The sequence below is a fragment of the Marinomonas polaris DSM 16579 genome, assembly GCF_900129155.1.
Classification (GTDB): Bacteria; Pseudomonadota; Gammaproteobacteria; order Pseudomonadales; family Marinomonadaceae; genus Marinomonas; species Marinomonas polaris.
This window is the reverse complement of the sequence record NZ_FQVF01000026.1, coordinates 44102-63005: the sequence shown is the minus strand read 5'-3', so window position 1 is coordinate 63005 and position 18904 is coordinate 44102. Positions and strand designations below refer to the sequence as shown.

The 18904-nt window shown below is 42.3% G+C and carries 16 protein-coding genes and 1 rRNA gene; 11 read left to right on the top strand and 6 right to left on the bottom strand.

Annotated features, from left to right (window positions below):
• From BUA59_RS21470 to BUA59_RS21455, 4 genes are all read right to left on the bottom strand, one after another.
• A 16S ribosomal RNA gene (locus BUA59_RS21470) occupies positions 1-290 on the bottom strand; the annotation flags it as partial.
• Positions 291-638: 348 nt separating this feature from the next.
• Entirely contained in the window at positions 639-2156 is a 1518-nt protein-coding gene (locus tag BUA59_RS21465) for a fumarate hydratase (RefSeq protein WP_072841969.1), read from the bottom strand.
• Positions 2157-2319: 163 nt separating this feature from the next.
• Entirely contained in the window at positions 2320-4023 is a 1704-nt protein-coding gene (locus BUA59_RS21460) for a DUF2786 domain-containing protein (protein ID WP_072841967.1), read from the bottom strand.
• Positions 4024-4086: 63 nt separating this feature from the next.
• Positions 4087-4530, bottom strand: a complete 444-nt coding sequence (locus BUA59_RS21455) for an HIT domain-containing protein (RefSeq protein WP_072841965.1) — start codon at positions 4528-4530, stop codon at positions 4087-4089.
• Positions 4531-4615: 85 nt separating this feature from the next.
• On the opposite strand from BUA59_RS21455, the gene BUA59_RS21450 reads away from it, so the two are divergent.
• The 4 genes from BUA59_RS21450 (at position 4616) to wrbA (ending at position 8336) form a co-directional block, all read left to right on the top strand.
• Positions 4616-5485, top strand: coding sequence for an SMP-30/gluconolactonase/LRE family protein (locus tag BUA59_RS21450; RefSeq protein WP_072841963.1), 870 nt, complete (start codon positions 4616-4618; stop codon positions 5483-5485).
• A gap of 73 nt (positions 5486-5558) precedes the next feature.
• The gene (locus BUA59_RS21445; protein WP_072841961.1) at positions 5559-7283 is read left to right on the top strand and encodes a proline--tRNA ligase; all 1725 of its coding nucleotides are present in this window, start codon (positions 5559-5561) and stop codon (positions 7281-7283) included.
• 77 nt (positions 7284-7360) lie between these two features.
• Positions 7361-7705: an arsenate reductase (glutaredoxin) gene (gene arsC, locus BUA59_RS21440; protein WP_072841959.1), complete on the top strand. Its 345-nt coding sequence runs from the start codon at positions 7361-7363 to the stop codon at positions 7703-7705.
• A 28-nt stretch (positions 7706-7733) separates the two neighbouring features.
• The gene (wrbA, locus tag BUA59_RS21435; RefSeq protein WP_072841957.1) at positions 7734-8336 is read left to right on the top strand and encodes an NAD(P)H:quinone oxidoreductase; all 603 of its coding nucleotides are present in this window, start codon (positions 7734-7736) and stop codon (positions 8334-8336) included.
• Between the two features lie 122 nt (positions 8337-8458).
• On the opposite strand, the gene cysB is transcribed toward wrbA, so the two are convergent.
• A complete protein-coding gene (cysB, locus tag BUA59_RS21430) occupies positions 8459-9433 on the bottom strand; it encodes an HTH-type transcriptional regulator CysB (RefSeq protein ID WP_072841955.1) in 975 nt (324 codons plus the stop codon).
• Between the two features lie 109 nt (positions 9434-9542).
• On the opposite strand from cysB, the gene BUA59_RS21425 reads away from it, so the two are divergent.
• On the top strand, positions 9543-10304 hold the full coding sequence (locus tag BUA59_RS21425) for a sulfite exporter TauE/SafE family protein (protein ID WP_072841953.1): 762 nt from the start codon (positions 9543-9545) through the stop codon (positions 10302-10304).
• Between the two features lie 96 nt (positions 10305-10400).
• The gene (locus BUA59_RS21420; RefSeq protein ID WP_072841951.1) at positions 10401-11477 is read left to right on the top strand and encodes a 3-deoxy-7-phosphoheptulonate synthase; all 1077 of its coding nucleotides are present in this window, start codon (positions 10401-10403) and stop codon (positions 11475-11477) included.
• Positions 11478-11567: 90 nt separating this feature from the next.
• On the opposite strand, the gene nfuA is transcribed toward BUA59_RS21420, so the two are convergent.
• Complete coding sequence (gene nfuA / locus BUA59_RS21415) at positions 11568-12149, bottom strand: Fe-S biogenesis protein NfuA (RefSeq protein ID WP_072841949.1); 582 nt, start codon at positions 12147-12149, stop codon at positions 11568-11570.
• A gap of 250 nt (positions 12150-12399) precedes the next feature.
• Between nfuA and BUA59_RS21410 the strand changes: the two genes are divergently transcribed.
• The 5 genes from BUA59_RS21410 to fusA all read left to right on the top strand — a co-directional run bounded on the left by BUA59_RS21410 (position 12400) and on the right by fusA (position 18808).
• Positions 12400-14061, top strand: coding sequence for a nitrite/sulfite reductase (locus BUA59_RS21410; protein ID WP_072841947.1), 1662 nt, complete (start codon positions 12400-12402; stop codon positions 14059-14061).
• A complete protein-coding gene (locus BUA59_RS21405) occupies positions 14045-14521 on the top strand; it encodes a DUF934 domain-containing protein (protein ID WP_072841945.1) in 477 nt (158 codons plus the stop codon). The genes BUA59_RS21410 and BUA59_RS21405 overlap by 17 nt, the downstream gene beginning before the upstream one ends.
• 123 nt (positions 14522-14644) lie before the next feature.
• Entirely contained in the window at positions 14645-15313 is a 669-nt protein-coding gene (locus tag BUA59_RS21400; protein ID WP_072841943.1) for a TIGR04211 family SH3 domain-containing protein, read from the top strand.
• Between the two features lie 49 nt (positions 15314-15362).
• Positions 15363-16532: a cation:proton antiporter domain-containing protein gene (locus BUA59_RS21395; RefSeq protein WP_072841941.1), complete on the top strand. Its 1170-nt coding sequence runs from the start codon at positions 15363-15365 to the stop codon at positions 16530-16532.
• A gap of 185 nt (positions 16533-16717) precedes the next feature.
• Positions 16718-18808 (top strand): elongation factor G, encoded by a 2091-nt coding sequence (gene fusA / locus BUA59_RS21390; RefSeq protein WP_072841939.1) that lies wholly within the window; start codon positions 16718-16720, stop codon positions 18806-18808.
• Positions 18809-18904 lie beyond the last annotated feature (96 nt).

Sequence of the window (18904 nt, the reverse complement as noted above, 5' to 3'; positions counted from 1 at the left end):
CAGTTAGAGATCGTCGCCTTGGTAGGCCTTTACCCTACCAACTAGCTAATCTCACGCAGGCTCATCTAATAGCGGAAGGCTCCGAAGAGTCCCCTCCTTTCCCCCTTAGGGTGTATGCGGTATTAGCATGCGTTTCCACATGTTGTCCCCCTCTACTAGGTAGATTCCTACGCGTTACTCACCCGTCCGCCGCTCGTCAGCAGGAGCAAGCTCCCCTGTTACCGCTCGACTTGCATGTGTTAAGCCTGCCGCCAGCGTTCAATCTGAGCCATGATCAAACTCTTCAGTTAAAAAGTTTGCTTACTCAAAATCTATTACACTAACAATAACTTAATCGACTCATCATCCCGAAGAACAACAAGCCAACATAAAGCGAATTGACGTGTTAGACGTTTCGCAAGACTTCAATTTTTTTGATCAACTACATCTCGGTAAACCGGTCTGCGATGATCTTCTGAAGCCTCCAGCGAGCGCCCACACAAATTATCTGATTATCTATTTTAAAGAGCATCGCCACACATGATGTGCGGCTGAGGTCGTGTATAGTACAGAATATTTTTATCCATGCAACCGTTTTTAAACAAAAAAGTCACTGTATTGTAAAATACAGTGACTTTTCTTAAATAATCAAAGATCAATTACTTAATTTCGAGTGCTTGCGCTTCGATTCTGGCTTTCCATTCAGCAGGCCCTGTGATGTGTACAGATGTACCTAAAGTATCAACTGCAACTGTTACAGGCATATCAACAACATCAAATTCATAGATAGCCTCCATACCTAGCTCAGGAAAGGCAACAACATCTGCTTTCTTAATTGCTTTAGAAACCAAATAAGCCGCACCACCTACTGCCATTAGGTAAACCGCACCAAATTCTTTGATCGCTTCAATTGCAACAGGACCACGCTCAGATTTACCGATCATACCAAGCAGACCCGTTTTATCCAGAATCGTGCGGGTAAATTTGTCCATTCGTGTCGCGGTAGTTGGTCCAGCAGGTCCTACAGCTTCATCTCTCACTGGATCAACAGGCCCAACGTAATAAATAAAGCGACCTTTAAGATCAACAGGAAGCTCTTCGCCGTTAGCGATCATCTCAACCATTTTCTTATGAGCGGCATCACGACCCGTTAGCATTTTACCGTTTAACAAAACGGTTTCACCAGGCTGCCACTCTTTTACTTGCTCAGGTGTAATTGTATTCAAATCAACTCGACGAACACTTTCCCCCACTTCCCAAGTAATTTCCGGCCAATCATCTAATGATGGTGGCACCAAATCTGCTGGACCAGAACCATCAAGCACGAAATGTGCGTGACGCGTAGCAGCACAATTAGGAATCATAGCAACAGGCAAAGACGCCGCATGAGTTGGGTAATCCATGATTTTCACATCAAGAACAGTCGTTAAACCACCTAGACCCTGTGCACCAATACCTAGATTATTAACCGCATCAAAAATAGCCAAACGAAGCTCTTCAACACGTGTTTGTGGCCCGCGGGCTTTCAACTCATGAATATCAATCGGCTCCATCAAAGATTCTTTCGCCATAACCATGGCTTTCTCTGCAGTACCACCAATACCTATACCGAGCATTCCTGGAGGACACCAGCCAGCCCCCATCGTTGGAACCGTTTTTTTAACCCATTCAACGATATCATCGGAAGGGTTAAGCATCGCCAATTTAGATTTGTTTTCAGAACCGCCACCCTTAGCAGCAACATGAACCTCAACCGTATCACCAGGTACAACCTCCATATGAATCACAGCAGGCGTATTGTCTTTGGTGTTTTTACGAGCTCCAGCAGGATCGGCAAGAATAGAGGCACGCAACACATTATCTGGATGAAGATAAGCTCGACGCACACCTTCATTAATCATATCAGTGACACTTCTTGTACTTTCCCACTGAACATTCATGCCAATTTTAATAAAGACAGTAACAATACCAGTGTCCTGACAAATTGGACGCTTACCTTCAGCACACATACGAGAATTAATAAGAATTTGCGCCATCGAATCTTTCGCGGCCTTACTCTCTTCTCGCTCGTACGCTTCATGCACTGCTTTTACGAAGTCCAGAGGGTGGTAATAAGAGATAAACTGCAATGCGTCTGCAACGCTATCAATCAGATCATCTTCTTTAATAATGCTCATGCTTCTCTCCTGCTGAGTATTACGATTAAATCGAAAACGAAATGGTAAAAGATGCAGCCTTGCAAAGAAAGCTTTATGGTGGGTTTTAAAGAAATATACCCCTCATCAATTGAATGAATGAGGGGTATAAATAATAAAAGGTTAGTTCTTTTAGGCAAACAGCTTAACGATTTGCTTTTTGCTCTCTATCAGATTTTGGCTTCTGCACAGAGTGCTGAATATACTCTTCTAAAATTTGAGCAGTAAATTTTTCTCTCTCAGGTAAAGACGCAATACGCTCAGCTTCCCAGTTGATCAGACGAATAAAGACAGAATATTTTTTAATGAAGCCATAACCAATATCCCTAACACCTATATCATTAGTCTCCATCAAGTAAATAACTTGCTCTAAATTCTTCTGAGTCTCGAACTGGCCACCCTCGCTCGCAGCAATCAACAAACGCTGAATATGTTGGATCGGATTTTCAGATGCTCGTGATTCTTTTTTTGCTAAATTAGAAGTTAAAAATTTATCTAACATCTCTTCAGTGTGCACTTCTCTTGCATGCACATCAGAAATAAGCGCAGACTCACGTTCTAACAAACGAATAAACAAGCTCTTATTTTTAATATCCGAGAACTCTAAATCTTTAAGAGAAAGACCGTTCTGAGACATAATATCAATAACTTTTTCATAAGATGCCGTAGCATCCTCACCAACAGATACAGCTAGCACAAGATGACGGCGCAACTCATGCATTATTTTGGCAGCCCGATAATCTTCTTTGCGCTGCAAGTGCTGCTTAAGAGACTCTTTGTTTTTCACCAAAGCATGACTAACTGCATCGTATCCTTGAACTGCTTCTTGTTCATCTCTTAAACGAGCCATACGGATTTTGGTGCAACTATTTTCCCAAGCTTCATAAGATTTTGCTCTAGCCTGAAAAGCTCGTTCAATAGCTTCTTCAAAGCTTTGCTCAATTCGCGCACGTTCGGCACGCTCCTGCAATTCACCTTGTTCGTGTTCATAACGTTTCTGCTTTTTAAGCTGCAGATTTTCCTGAGCCAATAGAAGCTGCTTATCTAAAGTCTCTATATCCGTTTGGATTTTGGTTTCATCAAAATCAGCAAGTTTTTCATAAACTTTTGACCAGTAACCATCCTCTATGAATGGCACATTTGGATCGCTCGTCGCATATTGCGTTTTAAGAGTTTCAGTAAATCCATGATTATCTGGACGGAAAGCTTTAGTGGCATTAATAACATTATCACTGGAAGTATAGCTAGCAGAGCCATCCTGTCCATTTTCGTTAGCAACAGACGCTGCCGCCATAACCACATCTTCCATTACACTTTCCGCTGTCATGCTATTTTCACCGACATTATTGCCATCTAATTCAAAATTCGACTCAACTTCTTCAGCTTGAGCATCCACACAAAAAGTCATTTGATCGTCATTACTAACGTACACCTTTTCGTTATCAACATTTTCATTATCTGCCAAAAATGAATCACGAGGTGAATTGTCAGTATCGTGAAAACTAGATAAATCCATATCATCAAGAATAGTACGAGCAGATTCATACGCTCGACTAGGGTCGTTATCTTTTTCACTGAAACGACGATGATACACAGACCCTTCGGAGGATGATTTTACAACGACTTCTTTTTGATATCGCGGAGTCGCCCCACCCCAACTCACGCGGTAAAGCATAGCTCGGTCACACAACTGCAAAATAGGTAGCTCTCGTTGAGCAACCTGATATTGCCTAATCAGCGACTCCGCATGACGCAAAGCCATTACAGATTCACTTGAATTAGTAGAGGTTGCTAAATTCAATAATTTAACAACTTTCTGTATGGCCTTCTTCCTTTTGCTTATGCTCATAAAACACGCTTTCCAAGTTGGCTAAATTTCACTCAGTATAGAATACAAATTCAGGGCTTTTTCTCAATAGTAAAGTTCAGCCCCATCGCTAGGCAGCGTTAAATCATCACTTAGCAATGAATGAACCTTCTGCAAAATCTCAGCCAAGTCTTCTTTTGAATAAGGAATAGCATCCAATTTCCCCCAAATAGGACTAGGCCAGCAAGGATCAGTCTTATAACGAACTATATGATGTATATGCAATTGCGGCACCTGATTGCCAATAGCGGCAACATTCAGTTTAGTTGCGGAAAAGGCATCATGAAGAGTTTCCGCCAACAGGCAACTTTCTGCCATCAATTGCTGACGATCCTCTTCTACAAGTTGATATATTTCAGTAATGTCATTTCTTTGCGGAACAAGTATAAACCAAGGAAACTGAGCATCATTTATAAGACGCAACTGGCACAATGAAAAGTGTCCAACAAGAATAGAATCACGACCTAACACAGGATTTAACTCAAACATCTTTACATCTTCCTATTTACAAAAAAGGCTTTCATAAGCACTATAGCACTCTATTTTTAAAAACTCTCAGAGACTTGGAGCCCGCATGACTGATATGCAATGTGCCGTGGATGCACAAGCAAAATTAGCCGAATGTCCTCGTTGGGACGAGCGCACTCAAACGCTCTATTTTGTCGATATAGATTCTTTCATACTATACGCTTACAACACAAAAACAAAAAAACTAACAAGTCGCGAATTCGACGAAGAAATCGGCTGCTTCTCACTAGTTGAAAACGGTGGTTTTATCGCTGCCTTCCGTTCAGGTGTCTATACGTTTGAACACATAAATGCTGATTTAAAGCCTTATTGGCTTGCCACTTACGATCAAAGAACAACCCGCTTTAACGATGGACGCTGTGATGCTAAAGGTCGTTTCCTAGCTGGCACAATGTACTCTCCAAAAGATGCCTTCAAGGGAGCATTACATCAATTCAGCGGTGGCAAAGAAAACCTGATTGATCAAGCCGCTTGGACATCTAATGGTTTAGCATTTTCCCCTGATAACACCATTATGTATTATTCGGATACTCCGAATCATGTTGTTTATCAATTTGATTATGACTTAGAAAACGGCACCGCAAGCAACAAACGCGTTTTCATTCAATTTCCACACGGCAACGGTCGCCCAGATGGTGCTGCGGTTGATAGTGATGGAAATTACTGGTCTGCTCTTTATCAAGGACAGCGCGTTGTAAAAATTAGCCCACAGGGTGAAATTTTAGAGGAATATCTTGTTCCTGCAACGTACCCAACCATGGTTGCCTTTGGTGGACCAGAAATGACAACACTATTTGTGAGTACTTGCCGTGGCGCACAAACAGATGAAGAGCTGAAACAATTCCCTCAAGCAGGCGGAATTTTTGCCCTTGAAACGAACGTAAAAGGCCAGATTGAGCCGCGTTTTGCAGGCTAAGGCTTTTTTTGTAATTTGATGTTTTTTTTGCAATTTAACTTTAATCACTCAACTTTAAAGTACTGATATTATTATGCGCGCAAGCAACTATTTATTCTCTACCCTACGTGATGCACCAACTGACGCAGTCGTCACCAGCCACCAACTAATGGTTCGTGCAGGCATGATTCGCCAAATTTCAAAAGGTTTGTACACTTGGCTACCTACAGGTCTTAAAGTCTTCCGCAAAGTCGAGAGCATTGTTCGCGACGAAATGGAAAAAGCAGGCTCTCTTGAAGTCATGATGCCAGGCGTTCAACCTGCAGAATTATGGCAAGAAACAGGACGCTGGCAGAAATATGGTCCAGAACTACTACGTCTGCAAGACCGCCACGGTCGCGAATATTGCCTTGGCCCAACCCACGAAGAAGTCATCACAGAACTTGCGCGCAACGAACTGACTAGCTACAAACAGCTACCAATGAATTTCTTTCAAATTCAAACAAAATTTCGTGACGAAGTTCGCCCTCGCTTTGGTGTAATGCGTTCACGCGAATTCTGCATGAAAGATGCGTACTCCTTCCATGTTGGCGCTGAATCACTCCAACAAACCTATGATGTAATGCACCAAGCTTATTGCAATGTATTTGATCGCATTGGCCTTAACTACCGCCCAGTTCGCGCAGATACAGGCAGTATTGGTGGCGCATATTCACACGAATTCCATGTATTGGCCGACTCTGGTGAAGATGATATTGCTTTCAGTGATTCATCTGACTTTGCTGCTAATATCGAGCTTGCAGAAGCCGTTTGCCTAAAAGAAAAAGCCGACACACCAACACAAAACATCGCGGAAGTATTTACTCCAGATTGTAAAACAATTCAAAAAGTCGCTGAGTTTTTAAAATTAGACGTCACCAGCACAGTGAAAACCATGCTTGTGAAAGCCGTTGACGAAAACGAGCAACCAACTATCGTCGCTCTTGTGTTGCGTGGCGATCACAACATCAACGAAATCAAAGTGGAAAAACTGCCTGGTATCGTGTCTCCTTTTGAATTCGCCGATGAAGCTGACATCATCGCAAAAATTGGCTGTGCACCTGGCTCCATTGGACCAAAAGGTCTAGCTGAAAAAGGCGTTCGCGTTATCGCAGATCGCTCAGCAGCCGTTATGTCTGACTTCTGCGCTGGTGCAAACAAAGACGACTACCACTTTATCGGTTTGAACTGGGAACGTGACTGTGCGGCATTTGAAATTGCAGATATCCGCAACGTTGTTGAAGGTGACCCTTCTCCAGACGGACAAGGCACTATCATAATTAAACGCGGCATCGAAGTGGGTCACATTTTCCAACTTGGCCAACAATATGCTGAAGCACTAAAAGCCACCGTTTTAGATGAAAATGGTAAAGCGCAAGTCATGCACATGGGCTGTTATGGTATTGGCGTTTCTCGTATCGTCGCAGCAGCAATCGAACAAAACTTCGATGAAAAAGGCATTTTGTGGCCAGAAAGCATCGCACCATTCGATATTGCTATTGTTGCGATGAACTACGACAAATCCGAAGCAGTACGCACAGAATGTGACCGCCTATACGCTGAATTAAAAGCAAAAGGCTTAGATGTATTACTAGATGATCGCAAAGAACGTCCAGGCGTTAAATTCGCAGATTGCGAACTACTAGGCATCCCGCATCGTTTAGTTGTTGGCGATAAAGGACTAGAAAAAGGCACATTAGAATACAAATACCGTAAAGCTGGCGAGAACGAAGACATTGCTATTGCCGACGCTATCGATTTTATCTTAAGCAAAAAATAAGACTACCAAGCCTGACGGAAGCAGTTCCTTCTGTCAGGCTTTTTATACCAGAGATCCAGTAATAAATAGGAGCCAACATGACCACTATTTACCACAACCCTCGCTGCTCAAAATCCCGTCAAACATTACAACTTCTAGAAGAAAATAATATCCAACCTGAAATTCGTCTGTATTTGCAAGACCCCCCAAGTATCGAAGAAATCCAAGCATTACTTACACAACTAGATATAACACCACTAGAACTCATGCGCACTAAAGAAACCATCTACAAAGAACTTGGTTTAAGCAAAGAATCTACCGATGAAGAACGTCTGCAAGCTATGCACACGACCCCAAGCCTAATAGAACGCCCTATTGTTATACACAACGACAAAGCAAAGATTGGTCGCCCACCTGAAGATGTTTTAGCCTTATTTAAATAAATGAGAGCAACTAAATAGGAACTACTGAATGATCCAGTCACCTTACGTATTGGTTTTGTTTTACAGTCGTCACGGCTCAGTCTCAGAAATGGCAAAGTACATTGCTCGCGGCATCAACAAAACCAACGGCATTGAAGCAAAAATACGCCAAGTTCCAGAAGTGGCTGATACAACAAAAGTCGCCGCTCCAGCATTACCAGACGATGGCGCACCTTACTGCACTTTGGAAGAACTAGCAGATTGCTCAGGACTTGCTATAGGGTCACCTTCCTATTTTGGCAGTATGGCCGCACCACTGAAACATTTCATCGATCAGACATCGACACTCTGGCTAACAGGCCAATTAATCGACAAACCCGCTTGCGGCTTCACCAGCGCAAGCACCATGCATGGAGGCCAAGAACAATGCATTCACAGCATGATGACACCGTTAATCCATCACGGCATGGTTTGGCTTGGTTTGCCTTACAAAAACAAAGAACTAATCAGTACGCAGGCAGGCGGAACGCCTTATGGTGCAAGCCACCTAGCAAACAGCACACATGAAAATACTTTAACCAATGATGAAAAAGCACTTTGTGAAGCACAAGGTAAACGCATCGCCGAGATGGCCATCAAGCTAAAAAAATAAGCCTTTTTAGTTTATCTAGAACAAACCATACAAAACGAAAAAAGCCGCAATATAAAAAATTATGCTGCGGCTTTTTACTACCTAATGACTAGTATCTTACAATCAATTCTTAGTAATTAAGCTCAATGCCTTGGAAGCTCGATATCCTTAAACAATAATTCAACATCTTGCCGATTCCCAGCCTCCATCGCAGCCATTACGACATCTTTTGTCAGATGAGGCGCAAAAGATTCAATAAATTTATACATATAGCCACGAATAAATGTATTACTACGAATGCCTATTTTTGTGCAACTGTCTGCAAAAAGATGCGAAGCATCTAAAGCAACCAAATCTGCATCTTGTATTTCATCATGGGCCATTGAAGCTACAATCCCCACACCAAGTCCTAAGCGCACATAAGTTTTAATCACATCAGAGTCCGCAGCAGTAAATACAACATTTGGTTGTAATTCTGCCTCTTGAAACGCCTGATCCAATTGAGATCGACCCGTAAAACCGAATACATACGTGACAATAGGATATTCAGCCAATGCTTGCAGAGTCAGCTTATTCACTTTTGCCAAAGGATGGTCTTTTGGCACAACCACTGAACGGTTCCACGTATAACAAGGCAACATAACCAGATTGCCAAATAACTCTAACGCTTCTGTCGCAATCGCAAAATCGACAAGACCGTCGTTTGCCATTTCTGCGATTTGCATTGGTGTTCCTTGATGCATATGCAAACTAACGTCAGGATAACCTTCAATGAATTGATTAATCACTTTAGGCAAAGCATATCGAGCCTGTGTATGCGTCGTTGCGATATCAAGCGACCCTTTACGCTCATCACTAAATTCTTTCGCCACACGCTTAATATTTTGCGTTTGACTAAGCACTTCACCTGCTAAAGCAATAATTTTTTCGCCAGCCGGTGTCACATGCGTTAGGTGCTTTCCGCTCCGCGCAAAAACCTCTACACCAAGCTCATCTTCCAAAAGACGAATCTGCTTACTAACGCCTGGCTGTGACGTGTATAAACTTTGCGCCGTGGCCGAAACGTTCAAGTCATGACGTGCCACTTCCCATATATACCTAAGCTGCTGTAATTTCATCGTCTGCCTTATTCGAAAAAGAGTTAAAAACATAATAAAATATTACTTTATAGAATAGTAAAAAACCTCTAGTGTTGCCAGCTTAAATAACTTCAATGTGGCTTTTCTAATGGATTTTCTTTGGTACATTTCTGCAGGTGCGGCGGTTGGCTTGGCTGTTGGCATCACAGGTGTTGGTGGCGGCTCACTTATGACACCACTTTTATTAATGTTTGGCTTTCCTCCCCATATCGCGATTGGCACAGATCTTATGTATGCAGGCATTGCAAAAAGCACCGGCGTTGTCATGCATGCTAAACGCGGCAATGTAAACTGGAAAATTGTTTTCGCCATGGCGGCAGGAAGCATTCCCGCTTCCCTCATAACCGTTTGGGCATTATCAAGATTTGAAAAGCCCGATCACTATCAAGAAATTTTAACCAGTACGTTAGGTATGATGCTCGTTCTCACTGCCGTGGTTATATTATTTAGAGCTAAGTTAACCAAAGCACTAAGCTTCAACATATCAGAAGACCAAAGTACAAAAATCGTCTTTGTCTGCGGATTTATTTTAGGCGTATTAGTTACCCTTACTTCCGTTGGTGCTGGTGCCTTAGGAACCGCCATCATGATGATATTATTTCCGATCATGAGAGCAAAAAATATTGTGGGAACCGACCTAGCACATGCAGTACCACTAACCCTAGTTGCCGGGACAGGACACATTTTTTTAGGCAACGTTGACTACTCATTACTCGCTGCCCTTTTAATCGGCTCCATACCGACAATATACATTGGTACACGTATCGCAAGCCATGTACCCAACCATGTTTTACAACCTGTATTAGCAACCGCTTTACTCTCTTTTGGCGTGAAGTATCTTTTCTTCTAAAAAGTCAAAAAATCACTGTTAAGCGGTTCATTCAGAGGGAAAAACACGATATTGTAAGCAGCTATAACTAAAAGCAAAAAAGCAGGAAACCCCGCAATGAGTAACAAACGTCTTGAAGACTTAAATATTGCCTCATTTACCTCTCTGGTAACACCGAGTCAATTAAAGAAAGAACTGCCAGTTAGCGAAAGTGTTAGCATCCATGTAGCTGAATCACGCGACATAATCAAAAACATTATGGACGGCAAAGACCACCGTCTGGCTATCGTAATTGGGCCCTGCTCTATTCATGATCCAAAAGCAGCTTTGGATTATGCGACACGCCTAAAAGCGCTTGCCGAAAAATTAGATGACACCTTATACATCATCATGCGCGCTTATTTTGAAAAGCCACGTACTACAGTTGGCTGGAAAGGTTTAATCAACGATCCTAACCTAGATGGTACTTTTGACATAAACAAAGGTATTCGCATTGGCCGTAAACTACTTATCGATTTATCCGAGCTTGGCCTTCCACTTGCCACTGAAGCTTTGGATCCTATTTCACCTCAATATATTCAAGACCTTATTAGCTGGTCTGCTATCGGTGCCCGCACGACAGAGTCACAAACTCATCGTGAAATGGCATCAGGCCTATCTGGCCCAGTTGGATTTAAAAATGGCACTGATGGCGGCCTAACCGTTGCTATAAATGCAATGCAATCAGTCTCCCATCCGCATTCTTTCTTAGGTATAAATGAAGAAGGTCAAGTGACCGTTGTAAATACTAAAGGAAATGATTACGGGCACATTGTTCTTCGTGGCGGCGGCGGAAAACCGAACTATGAAACAAAATTTGTAGCTGAAGCTGAACAAGAATTAGTGAAAGCTAATCTAAAAGTGAACATCATGGTGGACACCTCCCATGAAAATTCTAGTAAAAAACCTGAACGCCAAGTAACCGTTGCAGAAGACTCAACTCAACAAATCCTTGATGGCAACCAATCCATTATGGGACTAATGATCGAAAGCAACATCGGCTGGGGCAACCAAAAAGTACCAGCAAACTTAAGCGACCTAGAATACGGCGTATCCATTACTGATGCCTGCATTGACTGGGAAACGACAGAAAAGGCGCTAACAGAAATGGCTAATGCATTACGTGACGTACTCCCAAAACGTCAACGCGGATAAGTTTTACTAACTAGAAAGCCACCCAATAAAAAGGGGAATCGCAATATAGCGACTCCCCTTTTTTATTAAATGTTTTTTTGTAAGATACACTTACATGAAAGCATTATCTGTAACAGTATGATCCGTAGAGTCTTTAACAGCAGTAAGACCAGGAACTTTCTCCATTAAAGTTTTTTCAACACCTTCTTTAAGAGTCAGATCAACCGCACTACAACCCTGACAGCCGCCACCGAATTTCAATACAGCAACTTGACCATCAATCACTTCAAGCAAACTTACTTCTCCACCATGAGCCGCTAAGCCTGGATTGATATCAGAATAAAGTACGTAATTGATTTGATCTTCAATTGGACTATCTGCCGTGACTTTTGGCATTTTGGCATTAGGCGCCTTAATAGTTAGCTGACCGCCCATTTTTTCAGTAGCGTAATCAACAAAAGCTTCATCCAAAAAATTTACAGAATTCTTTTCGATGTACACTTTTAACTTAGGCAAATTCAAGATTTCGTCTGTTTCATTTACTTCGTCTGGACGACAATAAGCAAGACAAGTTTCAGCATAAGGCGTACCCGGCTGCTGGATAAAAATTCGCACTGCAATACCTTCTACACCTTGTTTTTCCAGCAAAGAAGAAAGATATTCTTGGGCACCATCGGTAATTGTAATATTCATAATAACCCTTTCAAAATCTACATAACGATCAATGAGGGTTATATTACAGGAGATAAAGAGCAAAGCCAAAGACCAAGTAAAAAAGTAGGGTATTTTTCCTCTTTCTATATATACCTTTTTCCGATAAAGAGATTCCGAATAAGCCTTATTATGAAAACCACTAAAGATATAGGTAAATATTCATTTTTAGAATAAAGGATATTTGCTAACATAGTTCAACTTACATTTATTAACCACGGTTCATTTCACTATGTATCAATACGACGCCATTGACCAACAGCTTGTTGAAGAGCGTGTAGCACAATTCCGCGACCAAACACGCCGCTATTTAAACCAAGAATTGAGCGAGCAAGAATTCTTACCATTGCGACTACAAAACGGCCTTTATGTACAACGCTACGCACCAATGCTGCGTATTGCTATCCCATATGGAATGCTATCTAGCGCTCAATTACGTAAATTAGCCGATATTAGCTGCCGCTATGACAGATCATACGGGCATTTTAGTACCCGCCAGAACTTACAATTAAATTGGCCTAAAATAGAAGACGTGCCTGATATTTTAGCAGAACTTGCTGAAGTACAGATGCACGCCACTCAAACCAGCGGTAACTGTATTCGTAATACAACGACAGACCAATACGCTGGCGTTATCTCAGATGAAGTCGTTGATCCACGCCCATACTGTGAATTGATTCGTCAGTGGTCTACCTTCCACCCTGAATTCGCATTCCTTCCTCGTAAATTCAAGATTGCTGTCAATGCTACTGAGTCTGCTGACCGTGCTGCCGTACAGGTTCATGACATTGGTCTGCAAATCCGTAAAAATGATGCTGGTGAAATTGGCTTTAAAGTCATGGTTGGCGGCGGCCTAGGTCGCACTCCAATGGTTGGCGTTACAATCAGTGAGTTCATTCCTCGCGTAGACCTACTAACCTACCTAGATGCCATTATTCGTGTATACAACCAACAAGGTCGTCGTGACAATAAGTACAAAGCACGCATTAAAATATTAGTCAAAGCGTTAGGGATCGAAGAATTCCGTAGTCGTGTTGAAGCTGAATGGCAACACCTAAGAGGCAAAGAAAGCACTGTTCCAATGAGTGAATTCGAGCGCCTTCAAGGCTTTTTTAGCGAGCCGAACTATGAAACACTAGAAAACAATCCAGCTAGCTTAACAAACAAGCTAGCTGACAGCGCTGGCTTTGCGCGTTGGTTTGAACGTAATACTTTTGAACACAAAAAAGCAGGCTACCGCATAGTAACACTGACACTCAAAAAAGCAGGTCAGGCACCAGGCGATGCAACCGCTGAACAAATGCAAAAAGCAGCAAATCTTGCCGACCAATTCAGTTTTAGTGAGTTGCGTGTTAGCCATGAGCAAAACCTAGTACTTGCTGATGTTCGTCAAGACCAATTGGTAGAGCTTTGGGAAGCAGCAAAAGAAGCTGGTTTTGCCACACCAACTCTTGGCTTGTTAACTGATATGATCTGCTGCCCTGGCGGCGATTTCTGTGCTTTAGCAAATGCGAAATCCATTCCGATTGCTGCACAGATCCAAGAAACTTTTAATGATCTTGACTACCTCTACGATCTTGGAAATATCGATTTGAATATTTCAGGCTGCATGAATGCATGCGGTCATCACCATGTTGGTAACATCGGTATTCTAGGTGTAGACAAAAAAGGTGAAGAGTTCTACCAAATTTCAATTGGTGGCGCTTCAGGGCACGATGCAAGTATTGGCAAAATCCTTGGCCCTTCATTTGCTCAAGAAGAAATCAGCAGCGTTATTCAAAAGCTAATGAACGTCTATGTCGAAAACCGCTCTGAAGAAGAACGTTTTATCGACACTTATCGCCGCGTTGGCATCACACCATTTAAAGAGGCCGCTTATGCCAAAGCTAATTAAGAACGGCGAAATAATCGACAACACTTATAATTGGATACAAGACGTCGAGCAAGAAGTTACACCGAACAGCATTATTGCTGCGCAGAAATGGTTATCTGAAAAAAATACTATTAGCAACGTCGCTGGGATTTGGTTAGAAGCAGGTGACGGAGTCGAGTTCCTACAAGACGTTGATTTAAATCAATTCGATGTTATTGGCGTTCATTTTCCTGCATTTACTGATGGAAGAGGCTTTAGCTATGCGCGTCTTTTAAGAGAGAGATTAAATTACCAAGGTGAAATTAGAGCACTTGGCAACTTCATTCCTGACCAATTGGGCTACCTTTTACGCGTTGGATTTAACAGTTTCCAATTCAACGAAGAAGTAAATTTAGAAAAAGCCCTTGCCCTACATAAGCCATTCTCAATCGCTTATCAAGGTGACGTAACGGACCCTAGACCGCTATTCTTGCGTCGCTAGACAAAACATTTTCAATAAACTAACAAGAAAAGGCCATTACGATGGCCTTTTCTATTGCGTATTGGACGCCTCATCATTATCGTACTAAACAGATAAAGTGATTGATTGTTAAAGGAACTTGACGTGTCTAAAATACGCATTACCAGCCTAATTATTGGCGCACTACTCTCTGCCACTGCGCATTCTGCGACAGTATATATTTCCGACATCCAATTTGTTGCCATCCGCGAGGGGCTAGACAACAATACAAGAGCAGTAGAAAGAGGCTTAAAAAGTGGAACACCATTAGTAGTTTTAGAACAAAACGATGGCTATACGAAAGTTCGAACGCCAAGTGGAAATGAAGGCTGGGTTGCAGATTATTTTCTTAGCGAAGATATGGTAACAAGAGACCAGCTAGAGACACTACAAACTCGTTTAGATAAAAACACCGAAAGCAGAACGGAAGTTGCCGATGCACTTAAAGTCAGCCAACAAAAAATTCAAGAGCTAAACAGCACAAATACTGCGCTTCAGGACGAGAACGAATCGCTAAAACAACAACTGCAAAATGCCGCTGAATTATCAGAAAAGGCACAAGCCATCGTATCTCAAAACGAAGATGTTAGTTATCAAATAGCAACTCTCAAACAGCAAGCAAGTATAGCGATAGCTCAAGCAGAGAAACTACAAGATACGACCGAGCAAAAATGGTTTATGATTGGAGGAGCAACTCTTTTTGGTGGCTTACTACTAGGCATACTATTACCCATGCTACGACGCAAAAAAAGCGGTACAGGCTCTTGGTCTTAAATAGAGGTCTTCGCTTTATATAAGCTCCTAGCTTTATAAAGGATAATTAATGGAAGCATCGATAGTACACTCCTTCTTTTTAATATTTGCAGGAGCGGCAGTCGTTGCTTCTATAGCCTTATACACAAGGCAACCTATGATTATCGCCTACATTGCACTTGGCGTTTTATTTGGCCCCTCCGCACTATCCCTGATTAACGAACCAAAACTAATGGACGAGATGAGCCATATTGGCATCATCTTCTTACTCTTTCTACTTGGCTTAGATATGCAGCCAAGTCACTTAATAAACATGCTCAAAAAAGCCTCATGGATCGCCCTACTTAGCTCCGCCGTTTTTGCAGCTTTAGGGTATGGAGTAGCTATTCTTTACGGCTATAGCAGCATTGAGGGTGCAATCATTGGCCTTGCAATGATGTTCTCCAGCACAATCGTCTGTATAAAATTACTTCCTACAACCGTTTTACATCACAAACACACAGGCGAGCTTGTGGTTGGATTATTGCTATTACAAGATATGATAGCAATTGCCGTACTACTTGTTCTGTACAGTATTTCTGGTGCAGAAGACAATGGCGCCATGCAATACCTAAAACCCTTGATCGGCCTACCACTAATAGTGACTGGTGCCTTTCTATTCGTAAAATACATCCTGTTAAAACTGATCACTAGATTTGATCGTTTTCATGAATATATTTTTTTAGTATCGATTGGTTGGTGTTTATCCATGGCAGTGCTTGCCGAAACGACTGGCTTATCAGCTGAAATGGGCGCATTTATAGCCGGCGTTGCATTAGCAACCAGCCCAATCTCCCAATACATAGCTACCCACCTAAAACCACTCAGAGATTTTTTCTTAATTCTGTTTTTCTTTAGTATTGGTGCGAGCTTTAATCTTGATCTACTAGGCCTAGTTATTGTGCCAGCCTTAATATTGGCCATCAGCTCAATGTTTATCAAACCAGTGGTTTTTCGCTACCTACTGAAAGCCATCAAAGAGGATGCCAGTACATCCTGGGAAGTTGGCTTTCGTTTAGGGCAAATAAGTGAGTTTTCGTTATTGATTGCCTATCTAGCAGCCAATATTGGCCTAATAGGCAAAGAAGCCTCCCATGTAATACAAGCCACAGCCATTATTAGCTTCGCACTATCAACTTACATCGTCATTTTAAACTTTCCCAACCCTATTGCCATATCAGATAGATTGCGACGAGATTAGAGCAATTCAGTTGTTTTATCGCCCTCATTAGAAGAACTTCTGCCACATTTATAAAATGCTTTTATCTTGCCTCTTTCTTTAAGTGCATAAAATATAATAGAATAGCGCGAAATACCTGACTACCAATGCAAAAAGTCTTGTATACTAACGCGCAAATTTCGTCCTCACTTATTTAGAGTAATGTAATGGCTGACTTATCAAAATACAGAAACATCGGTATTTTTGCTCACGTTGACGCGGGCAAAACTACTACCACAGAACGTATTCTTAAACTTACTGGTATGATCCACAAGCTTGGTGAAGTACATGAGGGTGAATCTACTACCGACTTCATGGAACAAGAAGCTGAACGCGGTATTACCATCCAGTCTGCGGCTGTAAGTTGTTTCTGGAAAGATCACCGCTTTAACGTTATCGACACACCTGGACACGTTGACTTCACAGTAGAAGTATACCGTTCACTAAAAGTTCTTGATGGTGGTATCGGTGTATTCTGTGGTTCTGGCGGTGTAGAGCCACAATCAGAAACTAACTGGCGTTATGCGAACGATTCTGAAGTTGCACGTTTGATCTTCGTAAATAAGTTAGACCGTCTAGGCGCTAGCTTCTATCGCGTAACTGAGCAAGTTAAAAAAGTCCTTGGCGCGACCCCATTGATCATGGTTCTACCTATCGGTACTGAAGATGAATTCTCAGGCGTTGTTGATCTATTAACTCGCAAAGCTTACATCTGGGATGATTCTGGCCAGCCAGAAAACTACAGCATCGAAGATGTTCCTGCTGACATGGAAGAGATTGTTGAAGAATACCGTGAAAAGCTTCTAGAAACAGCTGTTGAGCAAGACGATGACGTAATGATGGCCTACATGGACGGCGAAGAGCCTTCTATGGAAGACCTAAAACGCTGTATCCGTAAAGGTACTCGTGATCTTGCATTCTTCCCAACATACTGTGGTTCTGCCTTCAAAAACAAAGGCATGCAACTTCTTCTTGATGCAGTAGTCGACTACCTACCAAGCCCAACCGAAGTAGATCCTCAAGATCTTACTGACGAAGAAGGTGTTCCAACAGGTGAAAAAGCGATCGTAGATGCTAAAGAGCCACTTAAAGCTCTTGCATTTAAAATCATGGACGACCGTTTCGGCGCCCTTACTTTCGTACGTATCTACTCTGGCGTACTAAACAAAGGTGACACAATCCTTAACAGCTTCACGGGCAAAACCGAACGCGTAGGCCGTATGGTTGAAATGCAAGCGAACGACCGTAATGAAATTAGCACAGCGCAAGCTGGTGATATCATCGCAATCGTTGGCATGAAAAACGTGCAAACTGGTCACACTCTATGCGATCCTAAACACCCTTGCACTCTTGAAGCAATGGTTTTCCCTGAGCCAGTTATCTCTATCTCTGTTACGCCAAAAGACAAAGGCGGCAACGAGAAAATGGGTATCGCAATTGGTAAAATGGTTGCTGAAGATCCAACGTTCCGCGTTGAAACTGACATTGATTCTGGCGAAACCATCCTTAAAGGTATGGGCGAGCTTCACCTAGACATCAAAGTAGACATATTGAAACGCACTTACGGCGTTGATCTAATTGTAGGTCAGCCACAAGTAGCTTACCGTGAAACTATCACGAAGAGCATTGAAGACACTTACACTCACAAGAAACAATCTGGTGGATCCGGTCAGTTTGGTAAAATCGACTACCGCATCAAGCCTGGTGAAGTGGGTTCTGGCTTCAAGTTCACATCTTCAGTTGTTGGTGGTAACGTACCAAAAGAGTTCTTCCCAGCTGTAGAGAAAGGCTTCAAGTCTATGATGAACCAAGGTGTTCTAGCAGGCTTCCCTGTACTAGACGTTGAGGTTGAATTGTTCGACGGTGGATTCCACGCGGTTGACTCTTCTGCAATTGCCTTCGAAATCGCTGCTAAAGGCGCTTTCCGTCAGTCAGTTCCAAAAGCTGGCCCACAGTTGATCGAACCAATCATGAAAGTTGACGTGTTCACTCCAGATGACCACGTTGGTGATGTTATCGGTGACTTAAACCGTCGTCGCGGCATGATCAAAGACCAAGAGAAAGGTTTGACTGGTGTTCGCATCAAAGCAGACGTACCTCTATCTGAAATGTTTGGTTACATCAGTACTCTACGTACAATGACTTCTGGTCGTGGTCAGTTCTCTATGGAGTTCTCTCACTACCTACCATGTCCTTCTAACGTAGCTGAAACTGTTATCGCTGCTGTTAAAGAGAAGAAAGAAAGAGAAAAGAACTAAGTTCTAGTTTTTTCTAATCTCTAAAAAAACCCGATACACAATGTGTATCGGGTTTTTTATTGGTCAAAATTCCCCCCTCCTTCACCAGCCAAAATT